Source organism: Citrobacter sp. CK185, assembly GCF_030333565.1.
GTDB classification, from domain to species: domain Bacteria; phylum Pseudomonadota; class Gammaproteobacteria; order Enterobacterales; family Enterobacteriaceae; genus Citrobacter_B; species Citrobacter_B koseri.
In genome coordinates this window covers 264,775-287,938 of the sequence record NZ_JAOWFR010000025.1, presented here as the reverse complement: position 1 = coordinate 287,938, position 23,164 = coordinate 264,775, and the positions used below count along the sequence as shown (strand labels likewise).

20 protein-coding genes and 1 pseudogene are annotated in these 23,164 nt (G+C 54.1%); 13 read left to right on the top strand and 8 right to left on the bottom strand.

All coding sequences use genetic code 11. The features are described from left to right. The first annotated feature begins 6 nt into the window (after nt 1-6). From lpoB to OGV79_RS13890, 6 genes are all read left to right on the top strand, one after another. Nucleotides 7-648, top strand: a complete 642-nt coding sequence (gene lpoB / locus OGV79_RS13915; RefSeq protein WP_012132815.1) for a penicillin-binding protein activator LpoB — start codon at nt 7-9, stop codon at nt 646-648. After that, on the top strand, nt 629-1,453 hold the full coding sequence (gene thiK, locus OGV79_RS13910) for a thiamine kinase (RefSeq protein WP_114848565.1): 825 nt from the start codon (nt 629-631) through the stop codon (nt 1,451-1,453). Before lpoB ends, thiK begins: the two co-directional genes overlap by 20 nt. Before the next feature lie 10 nt (nt 1,454-1,463). After that, entirely contained in the window at nt 1,464-2,489 is a 1,026-nt protein-coding gene (gene nagZ, locus OGV79_RS13905) for a beta-N-acetylhexosaminidase (RefSeq protein ID WP_024130435.1), read from the top strand. Nucleotides 2,490-2,512: 23 nt separating this feature from the next. After that, the gene (gene ycfP, locus OGV79_RS13900; protein ID WP_012132812.1) at nt 2,513-3,055 is read left to right on the top strand and encodes an alpha/beta hydrolase YcfP; all 543 of its coding nucleotides are present in this window, start codon (nt 2,513-2,515) and stop codon (nt 3,053-3,055) included. Nucleotides 3,056-3,303: 248 nt separating this feature from the next. Further along, nucleotides 3,304-4,608 (top strand): NADH-quinone dehydrogenase, encoded by a 1,305-nt coding sequence (ndh, locus tag OGV79_RS13895; protein WP_024130434.1) that lies wholly within the window; start codon nt 3,304-3,306, stop codon nt 4,606-4,608. A gap of 235 nt (nt 4,609-4,843) precedes the next feature. Further along, nucleotides 4,844-5,383, top strand: coding sequence for a glycine zipper 2TM domain-containing protein (locus OGV79_RS13890; RefSeq protein WP_024130433.1), 540 nt, complete (start codon nt 4,844-4,846; stop codon nt 5,381-5,383). A 73-nt stretch (nt 5,384-5,456) separates the two neighbouring features. Here the strand turns inward: OGV79_RS13890 and comR are convergent, their stop codons facing one another. Beyond that, the gene (gene comR / locus OGV79_RS13885; protein WP_114848564.1) at nt 5,457-6,092 is read right to left on the bottom strand and encodes a TetR family copper-responsive transcriptional repressor ComR; all 636 of its coding nucleotides are present in this window, start codon (nt 6,090-6,092) and stop codon (nt 5,457-5,459) included. Between the two features lie 240 nt (nt 6,093-6,332). On the opposite strand from comR, the gene bhsA reads away from it, so the two are divergent. Beyond that, on the top strand, nt 6,333-6,590 hold the full coding sequence (bhsA, locus tag OGV79_RS13880; RefSeq protein ID WP_047457498.1) for a multiple stress resistance protein BhsA: 258 nt from the start codon (nt 6,333-6,335) through the stop codon (nt 6,588-6,590). 79 nt (nt 6,591-6,669) lie between these two features. Here bhsA and ldtC read toward each other — a convergent pair whose 3' ends face one another. The 3 genes and pseudogenes from ldtC to OGV79_RS13865 form a co-directional block, all read right to left on the bottom strand. Continuing rightward, nucleotides 6,670-7,635 carry a L,D-transpeptidase LdtC gene (ldtC, locus tag OGV79_RS13875; RefSeq protein WP_286468647.1) on the bottom strand — a complete coding sequence of 322 codons (966 nt, stop codon included), beginning with the start codon at nt 7,633-7,635 and terminating at the stop codon, nt 6,670-6,672. 289 nt (nt 7,636-7,924) lie between these two features. Continuing rightward, nucleotides 7,925-11,371, bottom strand: a pseudogene (gene mfd, locus OGV79_RS13870) (transcription-repair coupling factor). Nucleotides 11,372-11,500: 129 nt separating this feature from the next. After that, nucleotides 11,501-12,574, bottom strand: coding sequence for an acyltransferase family protein (locus tag OGV79_RS13865; RefSeq protein ID WP_286468625.1), 1,074 nt, complete (start codon nt 12,572-12,574; stop codon nt 11,501-11,503). 261 nt (nt 12,575-12,835) lie between these two features. On the opposite strand from OGV79_RS13865, the gene lolC reads away from it, so the two are divergent. From lolC to cobB, 5 genes are read left to right on the top strand one after another with little or no spacing between them, the layout of a single operon-like run. Next, the gene (gene lolC / locus OGV79_RS13860) at nt 12,836-14,035 is read left to right on the top strand and encodes a lipoprotein-releasing ABC transporter permease subunit LolC (RefSeq protein ID WP_115182341.1); all 1,200 of its coding nucleotides are present in this window, start codon (nt 12,836-12,838) and stop codon (nt 14,033-14,035) included. Then, entirely contained in the window at nt 14,028-14,729 is a 702-nt protein-coding gene (lolD, locus tag OGV79_RS13855; RefSeq protein ID WP_012132798.1) for a lipoprotein-releasing ABC transporter ATP-binding protein LolD, read from the top strand. Before lolC ends, lolD begins: the two co-directional genes overlap by 8 nt. Further along, nucleotides 14,729-15,973, top strand: a complete 1,245-nt coding sequence (gene lolE / locus OGV79_RS13850; protein WP_024130429.1) for a lipoprotein-releasing ABC transporter permease subunit LolE — start codon at nt 14,729-14,731, stop codon at nt 15,971-15,973. Before lolD ends, lolE begins: the two co-directional genes overlap by 1 nt. A 32-nt stretch (nt 15,974-16,005) precedes the next feature. Further along, on the top strand, nt 16,006-16,917 hold the full coding sequence (gene nagK / locus OGV79_RS13845; protein ID WP_110494339.1) for an N-acetylglucosamine kinase: 912 nt from the start codon (nt 16,006-16,008) through the stop codon (nt 16,915-16,917). A gap of 15 nt (nt 16,918-16,932) precedes the next feature. Then, nucleotides 16,933-17,754 (top strand): Sir2 family NAD+-dependent deacetylase, encoded by an 822-nt coding sequence (gene cobB, locus OGV79_RS13840; RefSeq protein WP_047457485.1) that lies wholly within the window; start codon nt 16,933-16,935, stop codon nt 17,752-17,754. Between the two features lie 101 nt (nt 17,755-17,855). Here cobB and potD read toward each other — a convergent pair whose 3' ends face one another. From potD to potA, 4 genes are read right to left on the bottom strand one after another with little or no spacing between them, the layout of a single operon-like run. After that, entirely contained in the window at nt 17,856-18,902 is a 1,047-nt protein-coding gene (potD, locus tag OGV79_RS13835; protein WP_134769473.1) for a spermidine/putrescine ABC transporter substrate-binding protein PotD, read from the bottom strand. Between the two features lie 24 nt (nt 18,903-18,926). Continuing rightward, the gene (gene potC / locus OGV79_RS13830; RefSeq protein WP_012132793.1) at nt 18,927-19,706 is read right to left on the bottom strand and encodes a spermidine/putrescine ABC transporter permease PotC; all 780 of its coding nucleotides are present in this window, start codon (nt 19,704-19,706) and stop codon (nt 18,927-18,929) included. After that, on the bottom strand, nt 19,703-20,560 hold the full coding sequence (potB, locus tag OGV79_RS13825) for a spermidine/putrescine ABC transporter permease PotB (protein ID WP_047457478.1): 858 nt from the start codon (nt 20,558-20,560) through the stop codon (nt 19,703-19,705). The genes potC and potB overlap by 4 nt, the downstream gene beginning before the upstream one ends. Continuing rightward, the gene (potA, locus tag OGV79_RS13820) at nt 20,544-21,680 is read right to left on the bottom strand and encodes a spermidine/putrescine ABC transporter ATP-binding protein PotA (RefSeq protein WP_012132791.1); all 1,137 of its coding nucleotides are present in this window, start codon (nt 21,678-21,680) and stop codon (nt 20,544-20,546) included. Before potA ends, potB begins: the two co-directional genes overlap by 17 nt. A 250-nt stretch (nt 21,681-21,930) precedes the next feature. Between potA and pepT the strand changes: the two genes are divergently transcribed. Further along, nucleotides 21,931-23,157 (top strand): peptidase T, encoded by a 1,227-nt coding sequence (gene pepT, locus OGV79_RS13815; RefSeq protein WP_047457474.1) that lies wholly within the window; start codon nt 21,931-21,933, stop codon nt 23,155-23,157. Nucleotides 23,158-23,164: the final 7 nt, after the last annotated feature.

Sequence of the window (23,164 nt, the reverse complement as noted above, 5' to 3'; positions counted from 1 at the left end):
ATTTTGATGATGAAAATGAATCGCTACGCACTGGTGGCCGCGCTGGCGATATTCCTCTCCGGTTGTGTGGGGCAACGTGAACCCGCACCGGTTGATGAAGTCAAACCGGCGCCGGAACAGCCAGCTGAGCCGCAGCAGCCTGTGCCGGTCGTGCCATCGGTGCCGACGATCCCGCAGCAGCCGGGCCCGATTGAACACGAAGACCAGACCGCACAGCCTGCGCCGCGCGTGCGCCATTATGACTGGAACAGCGCGATGCAGCCGATGGTCGGAAAAATGCTTCAGGCTGATGGCGTAACGGCGGGTAACGTACTGCTGGTCGATAGCGTAAATAACCGCACCAACGGTTCGCTCAACGCGGGCGAGGCCACAGAGACTTTACGTAATGCGCTGGCGAATAACGGTAAATTTACGCTGGTTTCCGCGCAACAACTGGCGATGGCGAAGCAGCAACTGGGTTTATCACCGCAGGACAGCCTCGGTACGCGCAGTAAAGCGATTGGCATCGCCCGTAACGTAGGGGCGCAATATGTGCTCTATTCCAGCGCGGCGGGTAACGTCAATGCGCCATCGCTGCAAATGCAGTTAATGCTGGTACAAACTGGCGAGATAATCTGGTCAGGTAAAGGTGCAGTCCAGCAACAATAATCTACTGACGCGCGACGACGTTTTGTCGCGCTACTTCCCGCAATATCATCCCGTCGCCGCCTGCCACAACGGATTAAGCGGCGGGAGTTGCATCATTGAACATGACGCCCGCCGTCTGGTGCTCCGTTGCCATCATGATCCCTTTGCGCCTGAATCTGATTTTTTGCGTCAGTATCACGCATTGTCACGTTTACCGGAAACCCTTGCCCCCAGACCGCGTTTTTATATTCCCGGCTGGATGGCGGTGGACTATTTGCAGGGAGAGGTAAAATCTGGATTACCGGATACCGACGAACTGGCGGGTTTACTGTATCATCTGCACCAACAACCGCGTTTTGGCTGGCGTATTTCGCTGTTACCGCTGCTTATGCGCTACTGGCAGGGGAGCGATCCGGCACGCAGGACGCCGTACTGGCTACGGATGCTAAAACGGCTGCGAGCGGCGCGGGAACCTCGTCCGCTGCGTCTGGCGCCTTTGCATATGGATGTCCACGGCGATAACCTGGTACAGACGGCATCGGGGCTACGGTTGATTGACTGGGAATACGCCGGGGACGGCGATATCGCTCTGGAACTGGCCGCCGTATGGGTAGAGGATGAGCGGCAGCATCAACGGCTGGTGGCATCCTATGCCGCCGTTGCGCATATCTGTCCGCAAACGCTATGGCGGCAGGTCAGGTTATGGCGCCCCTGGGTAATGATGCTGAAAGCCGGATGGTTTGAATACCGCTGGCAGCAAACCGGCGAACAACAATTTATCAGGCTGGCCGACGACGCCTGGCGGCAGCTGAAAAAGAAAGGATAAGGAGAGCAGTGTGGGTCCAGTAATGTTGGATGTCGAAGGGTTTGAACTGGACGCAGAAGAGCGCGAGATTCTGGCCCATCCGCTGGTGGGGGGGCTGATCCTCTTTACGCGTAATTATCATGACCCGGAGCAGCTGCGCGAGTTAGTCCGCCAGATTCGGGCGGCTTCGCGCAATCATCTGGTGGTGGCGGTTGACCAGGAAGGCGGACGCGTACAGCGTTTTCGTGAAGGTTTTACCCGCCTGCCAGCCGCACAATCTTTTGCTGCGCTGCACGGGCTGGAAGAAGGGGGCAAACTGGCGCAGGATGCTGGGTGGCTAATGGCCAGCGAGATGATCGCGATGGACATTGATATCAGTTTCGCGCCGGTGCTGGATGTCGGGCATATCAGCGCAGCAATTGGCGAGCGTTCTTACCATGCCGATCCGCTTAAAGCTCTGGCAATGGCGACGCGTTTTATCGACGGGATGCATGCTGCCGGAATGAAAACCACCGGTAAGCACTTCCCCGGACACGGGGCAGTCACTGCCGATTCGCACAAAGAAACGCCAACCGATCCGCGTCCTGAGGCGGAAATTCGCGCCAGGGATATGTCGGTGTTCCGTTCGCTAATCACCGGGAACAAACTTGATGCGATTATGCCGGCGCACGTCATATACAGCGATGTCGATCCGCGTCCGGCAAGTGGTTCACCGCACTGGCTGAAAACGGTGCTGCGTGAGGAACTTGGTTTTGATGGCGTGATTTTCTCCGATGACCTGTCGATGGAAGGAGCGGCGATTATGGGGAGCTACGCAGAGCGCGGGCAGGCGTCGCTGGATGCGGGTTGCGATATGATCCTGGTCTGTAATAATCGTAAAGGAGCGGTCAGCGTGTTAGATAATCTGTCGCCGATCAATGCAGAACGTGTTACGCGTTTGTATCATAAAGGTTCATTTTCGCGTCAGGAGTTGATGGACTCCGCACGCTGGAAAACGGTCAGCGCCCAGCTTAACCAGTTGCATGAACGCTGGCAGGAAGAAAAAGCAGGTCATTAACCCGAGTTTTGTGTGAGGATGCGATGATTATCTATTTACACGGTTTTGACTCCAACAGTCCGGGTAACCACGAGAAAGTGTTGCAGCTACAGTTTATTGATTCGGATGTCAGACTGATCAGCTATAGCACACGGCATCCCAAACATGACATGCAGCATCTGCTGAAAGAAGTAGACAAAATGTTGCAACTGAATGTGGACGATCGGCCATTAATTTGTGGCGTAGGACTGGGTGGGTATTGGGCGGAGCGGATTGGCTTCCTGTGCGACATACGCCAGGTGGTATTCAACCCTAATCTGTTCCCCTATGAGAACATGGAAGGCAAAATCGACCGCCCGGAAGAGTATGCCGATATCGCAACGAAATGCGTCACCAATTTCCGCGAAAAAAACCGCGATCGCTGCCTGGTGATCCTGTCCCGGCATGATGAAGCGCTGGACAGCCATCGTTCGGCAAAAGAGCTGCATCATTTCTATGAAATTGTCTGGGACGAAGAGCAGACCCATAAATTTAAGAATATCTCTCCTCATTTACAGCGGATAAAAGCGTTTAAAACGTTAGGTTAAGCTGTTGTAACCCGATCACCCCCCTCAGAAACCAGCCTTCGGGCTGGTTTTTTTATGAGCATTCAGGCAGGGTTGTCTATCTTTTCAGCGAGAAAACTTGATGTACATCAATTTTGGTATGACCAATGCACCGTTCGTGTTATTCTCACTAGCGAAGTCACTTTGCATTACCGTAACTTGTTGTTAATTAAAGGCTATATTTATAACTTTTACTTAACAATTGGTTAATAAATTTAAGGGGGGTCACGTTGACTACACCATTGAAAAAGATCGTGATTGTCGGCGGCGGTGCTGGCGGGCTTGAAATGGCGACTCAGTTGGGTAAAAAACTGGGTCGTAAGAAAAAGGCAAAAATCACGCTGGTGGACAGAAACCACAGCCATCTGTGGAAGCCGTTGCTGCATGAAGTGGCGACCGGTTCACTGGACGAAGGCGTGGACGCTCTGAGCTACCTGGCGCATGCGCGTAATCATGGTTTCCAGTTCCAGTTGGGTTCGGTTATGGATATCGATCGTGAAGCGAAAACGATCACCATTGCGGAACTGCGTGACGAGAAAGGGGAACTGCTGGTTCCTGAGCGTAAAATCGCGTACGACACCCTGGTGATGGCGCTGGGCAGTACCTCTAACGACTTCAACACCCCTGGCGTTAAAGAACACTGTATTTTCCTGGACAACCCGCATCAGGCGCGTCGCTTCCATCAGGAAATGCTGAACCTGTTCCTGAAATACTCTTCCAGCATGGGTGTTAGCGGTAAGGTCAACATTGCGATTGTCGGTGGCGGCGCAACGGGCGTGGAGCTTTCTGCGGAACTGCATAACGCTGTGAAACAGCTGCACAGCTACGGCTACAAAGGCCTGACTAACGAAGCGCTGAACGTGACGCTGGTTGAAGCCGGTGAGCGCATTCTGCCTGCGCTGCCGCCGCGTATTTCCGCTGCGGCGCATAGCGAACTGACCAAACTGGGCGTACGCGTACTGACTCAGACGATGGTGACCAGCGCAGACGAAGGCGGTCTGCACACGAAAGATGGCGAACACATCAAAGCTGACCTGATGGTGTGGGCGGCAGGGATTAAAGCGCCTGATTTCCTGAAAGACATTGGCGGGTTGGAAACTAACCGCATCAACCAGTTAGTGGTTGAACCAACGCTGCAAACCACTCGTGACCCGGATGTTTATGCCATCGGCGACTGTGCTTCCTGCGCACGTCCTGAAGGGGGCTTTGTGCCGCCGCGCGCACAGGCCGCGCATCAGATGGCAAGCTGCGCACTGAATAATATTCTGGCGCAGATGAAAGGCAAACCGATGAAAGACTATGTTTATAAAGATCACGGTTCGCTGGTATCGCTCTCTAATTTCTCGACTGTCGGCAGCCTGATGGGGAACCTGATGCGCGGTTCAATGATGGTGGAAGGGCGTATTGCGCGTTTTGTTTACATTTCGCTTTACCGTATGCACCAGATTGCGCTGCACGGTTACTTTAAAACCGGGTTAATGATGTTAGTAGGCAGCATTAACCGTGTGATTCGCCCGCGTCTGAAACTGCATTAATCCTTACCGTATCGCCTGATGGCGCTTCGCTTATCAGGCCTACGGCTCGCACAGCATGTAGGCCGGATAAGGCCATCGGCCGCCATCCGGCAATTTAATCGCGCCATCTGCTTCAGAGTTCTCTGAATCGTGTCTGTTTGCCGCATAACCCCGCACTTTTCATCCTCTTTCTGATTTGCTTAACCCCACTGCTGGTTGCAAAATTGTTACTAATAGCAAAAAAGGAGGAATTCCCGTGAATAAATCAATGTTGGCGGGTATAGGGATTGGCGTAGCTGCTGCGCTGGGTGTGGCGGCGGTGGCCAGTCTGAACGTTTTTGACCGTAGCCCGAAATATGCGCAAGTCGTATCAGCCACACCCATAAAAGAAACCGTCAAAACACCGCGTCAGGAATGCCGCAACGTGACGGTCACGCACCGCAAACCTGTTCAGGACGAAAATCGCATTGCCGGTTCGGTGCTTGGCGCGGTTGCTGGCGGCGTGATTGGTCATCAGTTCGGCGGTGGCCGTGGTAAAGATGTGGCGACCGTCGTCGGGGCGCTGGGCGGAGGTTACGCCGGTAACCAAATCCAGGGATCAATGCAGGAAAATGACACCTACACCTCTACGCAGCAGCGTTGTAAAACGGTGTATGACAAGTCAGAGAAAATGCTGGGCTATGACGTCACTTACAAGATTGGCGATCAGCAGGGGAAAATCCGTATGGATAAAGATCCCGGAACGCAAATCCCGCTGGATAATAACGGTCAATTGATTCTGAATAACGACGCGTAAAAAAAGCTGTACTCTGCACGTTAGCCCCTCATTCGCTCAGGCTGAGGGGCTTTTTTTATCAGACGGTCAGGCGCTAAGCCTTCAGCATCTCCGGCCACAGCCGTAGGGTGGTGCGGGTTATCTGCATCAGCTTGTCAAACGTCGCGCCTTCACGCGCGCTGATCGACATTCCTTGTAAAATACAGTTCAGATATTCCGCCAGCGTTTGTGGATTGCTGTGCGCCGGAATTTCACCGCGCTCCTGCCGCTGGCGCAAAAACTGGGTCAGCGTCTGCTCCTGCATTGCGTGGCGGGATTTCACCGTATGGGCGATTTCACGGGAGGAGGCGGCCAGTGTGGCGGACGTGTTGATCATAAAGCACCCGGCAGGGGTGTCTTTACTGGTGAAGCATGTCGCGACGGCGGTGAAATAGTCTTCCAGCGCAGACTCAACGCTTTTTTCTTCACAAAAGAGTTGGGCCTCATGCTTTGCCGCAAAGCGGCTGATATAGCGATCCAGCACTGCGCGGAACAACCCTTCCTTGTTCGTAAATTCTGCGTACAGCGTGGGCGCTTTTGCGCCGGTCGCTTCCACGAGGTCGGCGAGCGATGTTGCTTCATAGCCGTGCTGCCAGAAGAGTGTCATGGCCTTGTCAAGCGCGGCTTCCCTGTCGAACACTTTTGGTCGGCCACGGCTTTTTTTTACGCAACCTGTCGAGTCAGTTGTCATGATGCCGTTGTACCTTGTTGGGTTTGTTGAACAACCATTATAAAAATAATCCCGCTCAGTCTCCAGCGCATTCAGAAGAAAAATAATTCACCTGTATTGATATGAAAAATAAGTCCTTTTTAATTTATATAATGATCGTTATAAAAAAATATTGACGTGTGACCTGGATCACATCTATGATTTACCTATCGATCGTTAAGTAAATATTTCGACACCGTTCATCTGCTAAAGGTCACTATCATGAAAAACGTAAAAACCCTCATTGCTGCCGCTGTACTGAGTTCACTCTCTTTCGCAAGTTTCGCTGCTGTTGAAGTTCAGGCGACGCCAGTAGATCAACAGAAAGTGGGCACCATTTCCGCAACCGCCGGGACTAACCTGGGATCTTTGGAAGATCAACTGGCGCAAAAAGCGGATGAAATGGGCGCGAAATCTTTCCGCATTACTTCGGTAACCGGTCCTAACACCCTCCACGGGACTGCGGTTATCTACAAATAAGCATTAACCCTCATTAATGCCACTGCTACTGCCACAAAAAAGCCCCGCTGTCTGAGCGGGGCTTTTTTATTATCCGACGTTACATCGACTGCTGCGTTATCCCGGGATGGCGGGTGACATCGACCGGCATTCCTGAACGCACTTCCATAACATGCTCCATAACGGCGGCATCGGTCTGTGCGGCATCTTTGAAAGCCTGCATTTGACCGTTCAATACGATCGGCAATATCTGCGGATCGTCATCAATATTCTTCGATAACGGCTGGTGGACTTCTACCAGGCGCATGCCGCCAGGTTCAACGGACGCTTTGATCGGCGTATTAATAATGTTGACCTTCGTACCCGGCGTGACCTGACGGAACAGCGTCTCAATATCACCGTCACGCAGGCGAATACAGCCGGAACTGACGCGCATCCCGATACCGAAATCAGCATTCGTGCCGTGCAGCAAATAGACGCCGCCATAAGCCGCTAAGCGGATCGCATGATGGCCCATTGGGTTATCCGGCCCGGCGGGAACCACGGCAGGGAGGTCTATCCCCTGAGCTTTGTAACGGGCGCGGATATTCGCCGTAGGCGTCCAGGTTGGATTCGCGCGCTTATCCGAGACGGTAGTGACCATCGTTGGCGTCAGCGTATCGCCACCCAGTTGACCGATACCGATTGGATACACGGTCACCGAATTTTTTCCGGGAGGATAGTAATACAGACGCAATTCGGCAAGGTTAATCACAATACCTTCGCGCGGCGCATCCGGCAGTAAGGTTTGTAGAGGGATGGTCAGAACGCTGCCCGCGCGGGGAACGTAAGGATCAACGCCCGGGTTTGCCTGTAGCAACGCTAAAAAACCGACATTGTATTTTTTAGCAATCGCCTCCAGCGAGCCGCCGTTGTTTTCGACAACGTGAAATGTATTTTCGCCCACCAGGTTGCTGCCGGGAGGAGGAAGCGGCCAGGTGTTCGCCTGCGCCGGTATCGCCAGCGCTACGGACGCGGCGAGCGTAAAAAACGCCAGCCAGCGGGAAAGTCGCATGTTATTCATTATCATCACAAATCAAAGGGTTATTGTAATAAATTGAGTCAATGATCATTATGGCGGGTTGTCATGTCTTGAAGTGCAAGAGAAGTGCAAAGTGTTGTAAATGTGGGCGAAAACGCGGGGATGGCAGAGGGCATTACGCCCGGTGGCGCTGCGCTTACCGGGCCTACAGGGTATGCTTCCCGTAGGTCGGATAAGGCGATGTGCCCGGTGGCGCTGCGCTTACCGGGCCTACAGGATATGCTTCCCGTAGGCCGGATAAAGCGCTTGCGCCGCCATCCGGCGTCGTAGGGCGTTACGCCGCCGCGTTTTCTTCCAGTTGCGCCATAAACTGGCGCACCCAGTCCATACGCGTTTTACGCTCCGCCAGATCCTGAATAAATTTCAGGCGTGTCGGGCCGTCGAGGCGGAAGTGCTGTGGTTGTTTTTGCAACAGACCAATCAGCCAGGTTGGGTTAACGTGATTTTTCTCGGCAAACTCGATCGTACCGCCTTTCTCGTTGCCTTCCAGTTTTCGAATGCCCAGCTTCTGTGCCTGTTGGCGCAGACGCGCGATATCCAGCAGATTGCGCGCCGGGTCAGGCAGCAGGCCGAAACGGTCGATCAGCTCTACCTTGAGCTCCTCCAGCTCGTTTTCGTTTTTCGCACTGGCAATGCGTTTATAGAACGACAGACGCGTATTCACATCCGGGATAAAATCATCCGGCAACAGCGACGGCATACGCAGTTCGACTTCCGTCTGCTGGCTGGTGAGGTCTTCCAGCGACGGCTCACGTCCGGCTTTCAGCGCATCCACGGCGTTTTCCAGCAGCTCCATATACAGCGAGAAGCCGATGGTCTCCATCTGCCCGCTCTGATCTTCGCCAAGCAGCTCGCCAGCGCCGCGAATTTCGAGGTCGTGAGTCGCCAGCGCAAAACCGGCACCCAAATCTTCCAGCGAGGCAATGGCTTCCAGACGTTTTTGCGCGTCGGTCGTCATCGCTTTTGGATGCGGCGTCAGCAGCCAGGCATACGCCTGATGGTGCGAACGTCCAACGCGACCACGTAGCTGGTGGAGCTGCGCCAGGCCGAAATGGTCGGCGCGCTCAATGATGATCGTGTTCGCGGTTGGAATATCAATACCGGTTTCGATAATGGTGGTACACACCAGAACGTTAAAGCGCTGGTGGTGGAAGTCGTTCATAACGCGCTCAAGTTCGCGCTCGCGCATCTGCCCGTGACCAATCGCGATGCGGGCTTCCGGCACCAGTTCCGCCAGTCGGTCCGCGGCTTTCTGGATATTCTCCACGTCGTTATACAGATAATACACCTGGCCGCCGCGCAGAACTTCACGCAGGATAGCCTCGCGCACCACCAGGTTGTCATATTCACGGACGAAGGTTTTTACCGCCAGACGACGGGCGGGCGGTGTGGCAATGATCGACAGATCGCGCATACCGCTCATCGCCATGTTGAGCGTACGAGGGATTGGCGTTGCCGTCAGCGTCAGAATATCAACGTCGGCGCGCATTGCCTTGATGCGCTCTTTATGCCGCACGCCGAAACGGTGCTCTTCATCGACAATCAGCAAGCCCAAATCTTTTAATTTCACATCGCTTTGCAGCAGCTTATGAGTGCCGATCAGAATGTCGATTTTCCCCTCAGCGACCTGCTCAAGGATCTGCGCTTGCTCTTTGGCGCTACGGAAACGGGAGAGCATTTCGATGCGCACCGGCCAGTTGGCGAAGCGGTCGCGGAAGTTATCGAAATGCTGTTGCGCCAGCAGGGTGGTAGGCACCAGCACCGCGACCTGTTTGTGGTTTTCCACCGCCAGGAACGCGGCGCGCATCGCCACTTCGGTTTTCCCGAAGCCGACGTCGCCGCACACCAGACGATCCATTGCCAACGGTTGGCACATATCGCTCAGGACGGCGTTAATGGCCTGCGCCTGGTCTGGCGTGGTCTCGAACGGGAAGCTGTCGCAGAACAGTTGATACTGCTCGCGATCGTGCTTAAAGGCGAAACCTTCTTTCGCCGCGCGCTGGGCGTAAATATCCAGTAGCTCTGCCGCCACGTCGCGCACTTTCTCCGCGGCTTTCTGTCGGGCGCGAGACCAGGCGTCGCCGCCCAGTTTATGCAGCGGCGCGTTCTCTTCGGCGCCTCCGGCATAGCGGCTGATGAGATGCAAAGATGACACCGGTACGTACAGTCTGGCGTCGTTGGCGTAGGTAAGCATCAGGTACTCGCCCTTGATGCCGCCGGCTTCCAGCGTCGTCATACCCGCATAACGCCCCACACCATGCTCAAGGTGTACCACCGGCTGGCCAGGATGCAGTTCCGCCAGGTTGCGGATCAGCGTGTCGGGGTTAATCGTGCGACGTGAGTCCTGACGGCGACGCGCAACGCGTTCACCCAGCAAATCGCTCTCGCAAATAAGCGCCAGATTACGCTGCGTATCAATGAAGCCATGCTCCGCAGCGCCAATCATCAGGTAACGTCCGGCGTCGAGCGCTTCATCCAGGCGCAAAATTCGTTTGGGTGAAATTTTAATACGGGCGAGCAGTTCCCCGAGCGCTTCGCGGCGGCCTTCGCTTTCTACGGAGAAAATGACCGGCCCGTTGAAGGATTCAAGAAATCTACGCAGCGCGTCCAGCGGCGCTTTTTGCTGCGCCTGTACCGCCAGATCCGGCAGTTTCTGAAAACCCAGATTGGTATTCGCCGCCTTACCTGGCAGATGTTCGGTTTTTAACTGTACGCGGGGCCAGCGTTTGAGTTCGGAGAACAGTTCATCGACCCGCAGCCACAGGGATTCCGGCGGCAAAAGCGGGCGCATAGGATCGACGCCACGGTTTTCAAAACGCGCCAGGGTATCGGCCTGGAAGCGTTCAGCGCTGTTTTCCAGCGCGCCGGTATTCACCAGCAGCGTGTTCGCCGGGAAGTAGCTGAACAGAGGCGGCAGCGGCTCGTTGAAGAACAGCGGCTGCCAGTATTCGATCCCGGCAGGCAGCGTGCCTTTACTGACCTGCTGGTAAATATGTTCGGCGTCGCGTTTAACTTCAAATGTGTCACGCTACTGGCTGCGGAACAGCTCGATGGCCGTTTTATCGGTCGGAAATTCATGCGCGGGCAGCAAATTGATGGCGTCGACTTCTTCCAGCGTACGCTGGGTATCGGCATCAAACAGGCGCAAACTGTCGATTTCATCATCAAAAAAATCAAGACGATAGGGCTGTTCGCTGCCCATCGGAAACAGATCCAACAGCGCGCCGCGAGTGGCGTATTCACCGTGTTCCATGACCTGATCAACATGGCGATAGCCCGCGCTATCCAGCTGTGCGCGCAGGGCGTCGCGCGACAAACGCTGACCCTTTTTCATCACTAGGGCGTGGCCGTGCAAATAACTGTGCGGGCAAACGCGCTGCATCAGCGTATTTACCGGAACAATCAATACGCCGCGCTGCATTGACGGCAACTGGTAAAGCGTGGACAGGCGTGAAGAGATGATTTCCTGGTGTGGGGAAAAGCTGTCGTAAGGGAGCGTTTCCCAGTCCGCCAGATTCATCACCAGTTGGTCGGTGAACTGGCGAACTTCGTCATGCAGGCGCAGGGCGTTTTGCATGTCAGGTGCAATAAGCACGATTGGGCCAGCATGACGCTCGGCAATCTCCGCCACCAGCGTGGCGCAGGCGGCGCCGGTAAGCTCACCCAACTGGCGCTGATCGCCGGGTTTGGTTGGCAGAGTATAACGTTGTTGTTCAGGCATAGTGGTTGCAGGATCTCTATTGGGTATACACCACACTATGGGGGCATATCACTGATAAGCAATGCTCTTTATTATCCGTGATCGTTTCTCTTTAGCAAATTGATTCGCCCCCGGGAGGGGGCGAAAAGATTAACGCGAATAGCTGGTAACGGCAGGGAGAGAAGGCGGAGAGAAGAAGAGATCGGCAAACAGGCGTTGCGAAATTTTTCGGACGGTAAGGCCCATCAGCGTGCAAATCAGCAGACTGGCAAAGGGGTAAACCAACAGCAGAGCAAACTCAAGCTGCGGCGACCATGCCGCGCCGTTGATTTTTGGAATCAACGTTAAGCTGAACGCTTCGACCAGGATACGGTGGGTTGTATAGATAGCAATAGTGTTTGAGCCGATGACATTCAGCAGGCTGGAAGAACGCATGCCGAAGCGCTGCTCATACTGATAGAAAAGCTTCATGATCAGCACAATCGACACCAGTGAGAGCAGCAGGGATACATTAACCAGCCAGGCGATGACGGCGAGCAGCGCAATGCCCGCAAACGCGATAGCATAACGACGCAGTGGGACATGCTTAATCCACTCCATCAGCGTGGCGCCAAACCAGGCGCCGAGGCTGTAGTAAGGCAGGTTGCGGATCACGCTGTTCATTCCCCACCACGGCGTCGGCACGAAGTTTATCGTCACGCTCAGCAGTACAAACAGTACGAACAGTGGTTTTGCCCATTGGCTGAAGACTTTACACAGCACAAAATAGACAACCAGCGCATACAGATACCAGAGGCTGGTGCTGGCCGTCAGCATTCCGTGAATAAACTCGCCGACGGACCCGGCATAAGCGGCGTTGGAGGCGTTGTTGATGTCGCGTTCGGGCGCCAGCCAGTGGTTGAGCCAGCTAAGCGCCAGCCATTGCGCCACTCCCCAGAGCGCCAGTACCCAGACAATGCTCCAGATCCGTTTATCAATACAGGTTCCCCAGGGCACGCTGTCAATATAGCGGCGGATCAGATACCCGGAAATAAAGAAAAACACCGGCATGCGAAACGGCGCCAGATAGAGGTTAAAGTAGATCCAGCATTTCGTCAGGATCTCCGATAACGGATACTGGAAAGCGGTCAGGTGGGGATAGAACGTAATCACAGAGTGATAAATAACCACCAGGCAGATGCATAACCCTTTGATTTGGTTGATCCACAATTCTTTTTGTTTCATCAGGACGGCGTACTCGTGTTATTCAACATAGCCTGTGATCCTGCGGGCGGGGATCGGTGTTGTAATGCGTAACATTCTGTATTTTATTTTTTTAAGATAAAGATCAGGGTCAAGGGTGAGTATCAAGGCAGGTATCTTCAGGAAGTTGATTTCTTGATACTTTTCAGAATTACGCTGACGAACACTTACGGTTCAGTCATTTACCCATTCCGCTTTCGCTTATATACTCGGGGCTTTGCTAACAGCAACCAGACGGATTTCATGTACCAACCTGTCGCTCTATTTATTGGCCTGCGTTATATGCGTGGGCGTGCAGCAGATCGTTTCGGTCGTTTCGTCTCCTGGCTTTCCACCATTGGCATTACTCTCGGGGTGATGGCGCTGGTCACGGTATTGTCGGTGATGAATGGTTTTGAACGTGAACTGCAAAACAACATCCTTGGCCTGATGCCGCAGGCAATTCTCTCGTCTGAGCAGGGCTCCCTTAATCCACAGCAGATACCCGAAAAAGCGGTTACGTTGAATGGCGTCAATCGTATCGCGCCGCTTACCACGGGAGATGTCGTGCTGCAAAGCGCGCGTAGCGTCGCCGTGGGCGTGATGCTGGGTATCGACCCGGCGCAAAAAGATCCCTTAACGCCGTATCTGGTCAATGTGAAGCAAACCTCTCTTGAAGCGGGCAAGTATAATGTCATCCTCGGCGAGCAGCTTGCCGGGCAGTTGGGCGTCAATCGCGGCGATCAAATTCGCGTGATGGTGCCTTCCGCCAGCCAGTTCACGCCAATGGGACGGCTGCCGAGCCAGCGCCTGTTTACGGTGATTGGCACCTTCGCGGCGAACAGCGAAGTGGATGGCTACCAGATGCTGACCAATATTCAGGACGCGTCGCGCCTGATGCGCTACCCGGCGGGCAATATCACCGGCTGGCGCTTGTGGCTCAATGAGCCGCTGAAGGTGGATACCCTCAGCCAGCAGACGCTGCCGGAGGGGACGAAATGGCAGGACTGGCGTGAGCGAAAAGGTGAACTGTTCCAGGCCGTGCGCATGGAAAAAAACATGATGGGTTTGCTGTTAAGCCTGATCGTCGCCGTGGCGGCGTTTAATATTATTACTTCGTTAGGTTTGATGGTGATGGAGAAGCAGGGCGAAGTGGCTATTTTACAAACCCAGGGGCTGACGCCGCGCCAGATCATGATGGTGTTTATGGTTCAGGGCGCCAGCGCCGGGATTATCGGCGCGCTGCTGGGGGCGGTGCTGGGCGCATTGCTGGCCAGCCAACTGAATAACCTGATGCCGATCATTGGCGCATTCCTGGATGGCGCTGCGCTGCCGGTGGCGATTGAACCGCTACAGGTTGTTGTTATTGCGCTGGTGGCGATGGCCATCGCGTTATTGTCCACGCTGTATCCTTCCTGGCGCGCTGCCGCCACCCAACCCGCTGAGGCTTTACGTTATGAATAAGATCCTGTTGCAATGCGACAACCTGTGCAAACGCTATCAGGAAGGCTCCGTGCAAACCGACGTGCTGCACGATGTCAGCTTCAGCATTGGCGAAGGCGAAATGATGGCGATTGTCGGCAGCTCCGGCTCCGGGAAAAGTACGCTTCTGCACCTGCTGGGCGGCCTGGATACGCCGACGTCGGGCGATGTCATTTTTAGCGGCCAGCCGATGAGCAAACTCTCGTCGGCGGCGAAAGCGGAACTGCGCAACCAGAAGCTTGGCTTTATTTATCAGTTCCATCACCTGCTGCCGGATTTCACCGCGCTGGAAAACGTCGCGATGCCGCTGCTGATCGGCAAGAAAAAACCGGCTGAAATTACCGAGCGGGCGCGTGAAATGTTGCAGGCGGTGGGGCTGGATCACCGAGCTAACCATCGTCCATCCGAACTTTCCGGCGGCGAGCGTCAGCGTGTCGCCATCGCCCGAGCGCTGGTCAACAATCCGCGCCTGGTGCTGGCGGATGAACCGACCGGCAACCTGGATGCGCGCAATGCCGACAGTATTTTCCAGCTTCTGGGTGAACTCAATCGCGCTCAGGGAACGGCGTTTCTGGTAGTGACTCACGATTTGCAGCTGGCGAAGCGAATGAGCCGTCAGCTTGAAATGCGCGACGGTCTGCTGACGGCAGAACTGAGCCTGATGGGAGCTGAGTAATGGCTTCGCCTTTATCGTTATTGATCGGCTTGCGCTTTAGTCGTGGTCGTCGACGCGGCGGTATGGTGTCGCTGATTTCCGTTATCTCGACTATCGGCATCGCGCTGGGCGTGGCGGTACTGATTGTCGGCTTAAGCGCGATGAACGGTTTTGAGCGCGAGCTGAACAACCGTATTCTGGCCGTGGTGCCGCATGGTGAAATTGAAGCGGTGAATCAGCCGTGGACTCACTGGCGCGAAGCGCTGGAAAAAGTGCAGCACGTACAGGGGATTGCAGCGGCAGCGCCCTATATCAACTTTACCGGGCTGGTGGAGAGCGGGGCGAATCTGCGCGCAATCCAGGTGAAGGGCGTGGACCCTAAACAGGAACAGCGCTTGAGCGCGCTGCCGTCGTTTGTGCAAAACCATGCCTGGGATAACTTCAGGGCGGGCGAGCAGCAGATCATCATTGGCAAGGGCGTTGCTGATGCGCTGAAAGTGAAGCAGGGCGACTGGGTGTCGATCATGATCCCCAATGCCAGCGCCGATCATAAATTGCAGCAGCCTAAGCGAGTGCGTCTGCATGTGACGGGGATTCTGCAACTGAGCGGTCAGCTCGATCACAGCTTTGCCATGATCCCTATGGAAGACGCGCAGCAGTACCTGGATATGGGGGCCAGCGTGTCCGGCATCGCGATTAAGGTCAACGATGTCTTTAACGCCAATAAATTGGTACGGGACGCTGGCGAAGTGACCGACAGTTACGTTTACATTAAGAGCTGGATCGGTACTTACGGCTATATGTACCATGATATTCAGATGATCCGCGCCATCATGTATCTGGCGATGGTGCTGGTGATCGGCGTGGCCTGCTTCAATATCGTTTCGACGCTGGTGATGGCGGTAAAAGATAAGAGCGGCGATATCGCGGTATTAAGAACCTTAGGGGCGAAAGATGGCCTAATCCGCGCCATTTTCGTCTGGTATGGGCTGCTGGCGGGTCTGCTCGGCAGTCTGTGCGGTGTGGCGATTGGCGTGGTCGTCTCATTGCAACTGACCCCTATTATCGAAGGCATCGAAAAGCTGATAGGGCATCAGTTCCTTTCTGGAGACATCTATTTTATCGACTTCCTGCCATCCGAATTACACTGGCTGGACGTTATTTACGTACTGGTTACGGCATTGTTGCTGAGCTTGTTGGCGAGCTGGTATCCGGCGCGACGCGCCAGCAATATTGACCCCGCGAGAGTGTTAAGCGGCCAGTAGTCGCAGTACATAAGAACAAGGAGCGGTGCGTGATGTATTACGGGTTTGACATTGGCGGGACAAAAATTGCCTTAGGCGTGTTTGATAACGAGCGACGTTTGCGCTGGGAAAAACGCGTACCGACGCCACGCGAAGGCTATGAGGCTTTTTTAACGGCGGTCTGCGATCTGGTGGCGGAAGCCGACCAGCGGTTTGACGTAAAAGGCTCCGTGGGCATTGGTATTCCCGGGATGCCGGAAACGGAAGACGGAACGCTGTATGCCGCCAATGTTCCGGCCGCCAGTGGTAAACCGCTCCGCGCCGATCTCAGCGCCCGGCTGGATCGTGATGTTCGCCTGGATAACGACGCGAACTGCTTTGCACTGTCGGAAGCCTGGGATGATGAGTTCACGCAGTATCCGCTGGTCATGGGGCTTATCCTCGGGACAGGCGTAGGCGGCGGACTGGTGCTCAACGGTAAGCCGATCACCGGTCGCAGCTATATTACCGGCGAGTTTGGTCATATGCGTTTGCCTGTCGATGCGCTCACCCTGATGGGGTTCGATTTTCCTCTGCGTCGCTGCGGCTGCGGTCAACTGGGCTGCATCGAAAATTATCTTTCCGGCCGCGGGTTTGCGTGGCTGTATCAGCATTACTATCATCAACCTCTACAGGCGCCGGAGATTATTGCTTTGTGGGAGCAAGGTGATGAACGCGCGCGTGCGCATGTTGAACGTTACCTGGATTTACTGGCGGTCTGCCTGGGGAATATCCTCACGATCGTCGATCCCGATCTGGTGGTGATTGGGGGAGGATTATCAAACTTCACTGCTATAACAACGCAACTGGCAGACAGGTTGCCACGTCATCTCCTTCCTGTTGCTCGTGTACCGCGTATTGAACGGGCGCGACACGGTGATGCGGGCGGGATGCGCGGCGCTGCCTTCTTACATCTTACCGATTAATCAAAAGAGGTTGTTATGCAGTCGCGTCGGGCTCATCGATTAAGCCGTTTTCGTAAAAACAAACGCCATTTGCGTGAACGCCTGCGTCAGCGAATCTTTTTCAGAGACAGAGTGGTGCCGGAAATGATGGAAAAACCAAGAGTATTAGTTCTTACTGGAGCGGGAATCTCTGCCGAATCCGGCATTCGTACATTTCGCGCCGCTGATGGTCTCTGGGAAGAGCATCGGGTAGAGGATGTGGCGACCCCGGAAGGGTTTGCCCGCGATCCAGAACTGGTTCAGTCATTTTACAACGCCCGCCGTCAGCAGTTGCAGCGGCCTGAGATTCAGCCCAACCCGGCGCATGTCGCGCTGGCAAAACTGGAAGAGGCGCTGGGCGATCGTTTCCTGCTGGTGACGCAAAATATCGATAATCTGCATGAACGCGCGGGCAACAAGAATATCATTCACATGCACGGCGAGCTGTTGAAAGTGCGCTGCTCCCAGAGCGGGCAAATTCTGGACTGGACGGGCGATGTGACCTCAGACGATAAGTGCCATTGCTGCCAGTTCCCGGCTTCGCTTCGCCCGCACGTCGTGTGGTTTGGTGAAATGCCGCTTGGCATGGATGAGATCTATATGGCGCTGGCGATGGCGGATGTGTTTATCGCTATCGGAACATCCGGGCATGTTTATCCGGCGGCCGGGTTTGTGCATGAGGCCCGCCTGCACGGCGCGCATACGGTCGAGCTAAACCTCGAACCAAGCCAGGTTGGCAGCGAGTTTGAAGAGAAATATTATGGCCCGGCAAGCCAGGTCGTACCGGCGTTTATTGAGAAATTATTGAAAGGACTGTGATTTTTTTGCCGGATGGCGGCGAATGCCTTATCCGGCCTACGGTTCGCATTTGTCCAGGCCCGATAAGCGCAGCGCTATCGGGCATTTTTTACAACGCTGAATTAGCGTCCCGCTTTCAGCTTTTGATAATACTCTTCATAGATAGCACTGGCGGAACCCACGTCGTTCTGCCATTCCCCTTTATTGATGGTGTCGGCATCAGGGTAGAGTGATTTATCATTTGCCACTTCAGGACTTAACAGCTTACGTGCGGCCAGGTTCGGCGTCGGATAACCGATGGTTTCCGCCACTTCTTTCGCCACATCCGGGCGCAACAGGAAGTTGATCAGCTTCAGCGCGCCTTCTTTGTTTTTGGCGTTTGCCGGAATAGAAAGGCTGTCCATCCAGAAAATACCGCCTTCTTTCGGCCAGATAACCTCAAGCGGCGTCCCCGCCTGACGTGCAACGTACGCAGAACCGTTCCACACCATCCCCAGGTTGACTTCGCCTTCCATATACGGGTTAGCCGGGTTGTCGGAGTTGAACGCCGCCACGTTTGGCATCAGTTTTTTCAGTTCGTTATACGCCGCTTCAATCTCTTTAGGATCGGTGGTGTTGCCGGAGTAACCCAGCTTACGCAGCGCCATCTGGAACACTTCACGCGCATCGTCAGTCAGCAGCAGGCTGCTTTTATACTCAGGCTTCCACAGGTCAGCCCAGCTGGTGACGGTTTTCGGGTCAATTTCGTCGCTGTTAACGCCAATTGCCGTTGCGCCCCAGATATACGGGATGGAGTAGTCGTTATTCGGGTCAAACGGTTTGTTGAGCATTTCAGGATCGAGGTTGTGGAAGTTGGTTAACTTCGTTTTGTCGATCTTCTGGATCATGCCCTCTTTACGCATTTTATCGACGTAATAGGTGGAAGGCACCACCAGGTCGTAGGCGCCGTCTTTATACGTTTTCAGCTTGGCATACATGGTTTCATTCGACTCGTAGGTCGAATAGATAACCTTAATGCCCGTCTCTTTAGTGAACTGTTCCAGCAGTCCTGGTGGAACATACTCGGTCCAGTTGTAGAAATAGAGCGTGTTGTTGTCATCAGCGTGAGCGGCGCTCATGCCCAGTGCCAGAGCACCCGCCGCGAGCAGGTGGCGTGACCATTTTTTCATTTAACGTCCCCTGAATAGTGGGCCTCAACGGCCCTTGGTTTTATCACGAGCAATAAGCTGGCTGGCGATGACCATAACCAGCGACAGAACCAACAAAATCGTTGCCAGCGCATTAACTTCCGGTGAAACGCCGACTTTTACCATTGAGTAAATTTTCAATGGCAGAATCTCATAGCCGGGCCCGGTGACGAATGACGAAACCACCACGTCATCCATCGACAGGGTGAAACTGAGCAACCAGCCAGCCGCGACCGCAGGCATGGCCAGCGGCAGAATGATCTTACGCAAAATCGTGACTTCACTGGCTCCCAGGTCTTTTGCCGCTTCCAGCATCCGCACGTCAAACCCTTTCAGGCGCGAGTAAACGGTAACGACCACGAAGGGCAGGCAAAAGGTGATATGCGAAAACAGCAACGACCAGAAGCCCAACTGGATGCCGAGCAGCATAAACAGCACCAGCAGTGAAATCGCCATTACAATATCCGGCGACATCATGACGACGAACAGCATGCCGCTGACAAACGGTTTACCGCGAAAACGATAGCGATACAGCGCCACTGCCGTTAGCGAGCCGATGATCGTAGCAAAGGTGGCCGAGAACACCGCCATCGTCAGCGAATGCTGTGCCGCCTGCAACAGGCTGTCGTTATTCATCAGCAGGCTGTACCAGTTGGTGGTAAAACCCTGCCAGTTGATGCCAAAGCGCGAACTGTTAAAGGAGTTCACAATCAAGATGATGATTGGAATATACAGGTACGCGTAGATAGCGGTCATAAAACCGCCACGAAGCAGTCGACCGATCATTCGAGTTCCACCTTCTTATTCAGCAGCCGCGATGCGCGCCAGTAAACCAGCAGCATCAGGCCCATCACAATCGTCAGCGTAATGCTGGTGGCTGCGCCAAACGGCCAGTCGCGAATGTTCAGGAACTGAACCTTAATAACGTTACCAATCAGCAGGTTCTTTGCTCCACCCATCAGGTCAGAGACATAGAACAGCCCCATCGCCGGCAGCATCACCAGCAGACACCCGGCGATGATCCCCGGCATGGTCAGTGGAATAATAATGCGAATAAAGGTCTGCAATTTACTGGCGCCCAGATCGCGGGCGGCCTCCAGCAGCGGCTTATCCAGTTTTTCAATGCTGGAGTAGAGCGGCATCACCATAAACGGCAGCAGGATATAGACCAGACCGATAATGACCGCGCCCGGCGTGAACATGATGCGGATCGGGGTGTCAATCACACCCAGCCACAGCAGGAACTCGTTGAGATAGCCTTTGGTGCTGAGAAAAATTTTCAGGCCGTAAATACGGATCAGCGAGTTGGTCCAGAACGGTACGATCAGCAAAAATAGCAGCAGCGGGCGCACTTTTTCCGGCAGTTTCGCCAGAAACCAGGCAAAGGGATAGCCGAGCACCAGGCAGGCGAAGGTGGCGATGAGCGCCATATTGAGGGAGTGCAGCAAGACCTCAAAATAGAGCGGATCGAGCAGACGAGCGTAGTTATCCAGCGTAAAGACCATTTTGACGAAGTTCGCGTCATCACGGGTCAAAAAGCTGGTACCAATAATCATCAGGTTGGGCAGAAAGACAAACAACACAAGCCAACCAACGACAGTGACAATCACCACATTCTGGAATTTACTTGTGTTCTTCATCAGCCAGTACGACCTCCCAGCTTTCTACCCAATTAATGGCCATTTTTTGGTCGAGAGAGTGGTCGAAGTCAGGATCGTCTTCATTGAAGAATTCGCTGACCATCACCATTTTGCCATTTTCCAGTTCGACGACGGACTCCAGCGTCATACCTTTGTAGTTGCGCTCGCGCACGTAGCCAATGAGACCTTCAATGTGGTTATCATCGTTAATTTCATCAACGCGCAGATCTTCCGGGCGTAACAGTACGTTCAGTTTCTGACCAGGAACGACGGCAAAGTTAACATAAATATTGCACTCGCGTCCTTCTACATTGGCGCGTACGCGTTGTTCGTCCAGACGTTCAATTACCGTGGCGTTAAACATGTTGATTTCGCCAATGAATCCGGCGACGAACAGGTTTTTCGGCTCCTCATAGATTTCTCGCGGCGTGCCGTCCTGCTCAATAATGCCGTCGCGCATCACCACGATACGGTCAGACATGGTCAGCGCTTCTTCCTGATCGTGCGTAACGAACACAAAAGTGATGCCCAGCTTACGCTGCAACGCTTTCAGTTCGTTCTGCATCTGCTTTCGCAGCTTGTAATCCAGCGCGGAGAGGGATTCATCCAGCAGCAATAAACGCGGTTTATTGACGACGGCGCGGGCGATGGCCACACGCTGCTGCTGCCCGCCGGAAAGCTGATGCGGCTTTCGCTGCGCAAACTCTTCCAGTTGCACCATGCGCAGAGCGTCGGTGACGCGAGGGGTAATCTCGGCGGCGGGGGTTTTCTGCATGCGTAAACCGAAAGCCACATTTTCAAATACGGTCATGTGGGGGAATAACGCATAGCTTTGAAAGACGGTGTTTACATAGCGGTGTTCCGCTGGAACGTCGGTGATGTCCTGGTTATCCAACATGATATGACCGGCATCAACATTTTCCAGACCGGCAATCAGGCGCAGAACGGTTGTTTTACCGCAGCCAGAGGGGCCAAGCAGCGTGAGGAATTCGCCGTTATTGATGGTCAGATTCAGATTAGAAATGACCTCTTTTCCGTCGAAGCTTTTGCGAATTCCCGCCAGTTGTACCAGCGGTGAAAGCGAACGCGGTTGTTTATTCAATTTTTTACTCTGTCCCATGTAGACGCAACGGATGGCTGACCGATGCGGGGTTTGTGGTTAACCACCTTGGTGACTCTTAATGAGGGCGGTCATTCTACGGCAAACCGCTAAAATCGCCAATCCTTGTTGCGAATTACTGGCTTAGCTTTATAGTCAGAAAAAGTGTCTACGCGAAATATTCTCGTTTGCAGGGATAAAAGTGACCTGACGCAATATTTGTCTTTTCTTGCTTATTAATAATGTTGTCACGAAAAGTGAGGGTGACTGCATGGATAAACTACTTGAGCGTTTTTTACACTACGTGTCGCTGGATACCCAATCAAAGGCGGGCGTACGGCAAGTGCCCAGCACTGAGGGCCAGTGGAAATTATTACATTTGCTCAAACAACAGCTTGAAGAAATGGGGCTGGTGAATGTCACGTTAAGTGACAAAGGGACCGTCATGGCGACGCTGCCAGCCAACGTTGCTGGCGATATTCCCGCGATTGGTTTTATCTCTCATGTGGATACCTCACCTGATTTCAGCGGTAAAAATGTGAATCCGCAGATTGTGGAAAACTACCGTGGTGGCGATATTGCGCTAGGGATCGGCGATGAGGTGCTGTCGCCGGTGATGTTCCCGGTTCTGCATCAACTGCTGGGGCAGACGCTGATCACCACTGACGGGAAAACGCTGCTGGGCGCTGACGACAAAGCGGGCGTGGCGGAAATCATGACCGCGCTGGCGGTACTGAAACAGAAAGATATTCCGCACGGTGATATTCGCGTGGCCTTTACGCCGGATGAAGAGGTCGGGAAAGGGGCGAAACATTTTGACGTTGAGGCTTTCGGCGCGCAGTGGGCTTATACCGTTGATGGCGGCGGTGTAGGGGAGCTGGAGTTTGAAAACTTCAATGCGGCCTCCGTGAATATCAAAATCGTGGGCAATAACGTACACCCCGGTACGGCGAAGGGCGTGATGGTGAATGCGCTGTCGCTGGCGGCGCGTATTCATGCCGAGGTTCCGGCGGATGAGAGCCCGGAGACGACCGAAGGCTATGAAGGCTTCTACCATCTGGCGAGTATGAAAGGCACCGTTGATCGTGCGGATATGCACTACATCATTCGCGATTTCGACCGCAAACAGTTTGAAGCCCGCAAGCGCAAAATGATGGAGATCGCTAAAAAGGTCGGGAAGGGGCTGCACCCGGACTGCTACATCGAGCTGGTGATCGAAGACAGCTATTACAATATGCGTGAGAAAGTGGTCGAACACCCACATATTCTCGATATTGCACAGCAGGCAATGCGTGACTGCGATATTGTGCCGGATATGAAGCCGATTCGTGGCGGCACTGACGGCGCCCAGCTTTCGTTTATGGGCTTACCGTGCCCGAACCTCTTTACCGGCGGCTATAACTATCATGGCAAGCATGAGTTTGTGACGCTGGAAGGGATGGAGAAAGCGGTGCAGGTGATTGTGCGTATTGCGGAGCTAACTGCGAAGCAGCAGTAATGGTGCC

Excerpts from the sequence above, each read along its gene's own strand:
- ycfP (WP_012132812.1), top strand. The coding sequence starts at position 2,513 with ATGATTATCTATTTACACGGTTTTGACTCCAACAGTCCGGGTAACCAC.
- lolC (WP_115182341.1), top strand. The coding sequence starts at position 12,836 with ATGTACCAACCTGTCGCTCTATTTATTGGCCTGCGTTATATGCGTGGG.
- pepT (WP_047457474.1), top strand. The coding sequence starts at position 21,931 with ATGGATAAACTACTTGAGCGTTTTTTACACTACGTGTCGCTGGATACC.
- lolD (WP_012132798.1), top strand. The coding sequence starts at position 14,028 with ATGAATAAGATCCTGTTGCAATGCGACAACCTGTGCAAACGCTATCAG.
- bhsA (WP_047457498.1), top strand. The coding sequence starts at position 6,333 with ATGAAAAACGTAAAAACCCTCATTGCTGCCGCTGTACTGAGTTCACTC.
- potD (WP_134769473.1), bottom strand. The coding sequence starts at position 18,902 with ATGAAAAAATGGTCACGCCACCTGCTCGCGGCGGGTGCTCTGGCACTG.
- lpoB (WP_012132815.1), top strand. The coding sequence starts at position 7 with ATGATGAAAATGAATCGCTACGCACTGGTGGCCGCGCTGGCGATATTC.
- potA (WP_012132791.1), bottom strand. The coding sequence starts at position 21,680 with ATGGGACAGAGTAAAAAATTGAATAAACAACCGCGTTCGCTTTCACCG.
- lolE (WP_024130429.1), top strand. The coding sequence starts at position 14,729 with ATGGCTTCGCCTTTATCGTTATTGATCGGCTTGCGCTTTAGTCGTGGT.
- cobB (WP_047457485.1), top strand. The coding sequence starts at position 16,933 with ATGCAGTCGCGTCGGGCTCATCGATTAAGCCGTTTTCGTAAAAACAAA.
- OGV79_RS13865 (WP_286468625.1), bottom strand. The coding sequence starts at position 12,574 with ATGAAACAAAAAGAATTGTGGATCAACCAAATCAAAGGGTTATGCATC.
- comR (WP_114848564.1), bottom strand. The coding sequence starts at position 6,092 with ATGACAACTGACTCGACAGGTTGCGTAAAAAAAAGCCGTGGCCGACCA.
- potB (WP_047457478.1), bottom strand. The coding sequence starts at position 20,560 with ATGAAGAACACAAGTAAATTCCAGAATGTGGTGATTGTCACTGTCGTT.
- nagK (WP_110494339.1), top strand. The coding sequence starts at position 16,006 with ATGTATTACGGGTTTGACATTGGCGGGACAAAAATTGCCTTAGGCGTG.
- potC (WP_012132793.1), bottom strand. The coding sequence starts at position 19,706 with ATGATCGGTCGACTGCTTCGTGGCGGTTTTATGACCGCTATCTACGCG.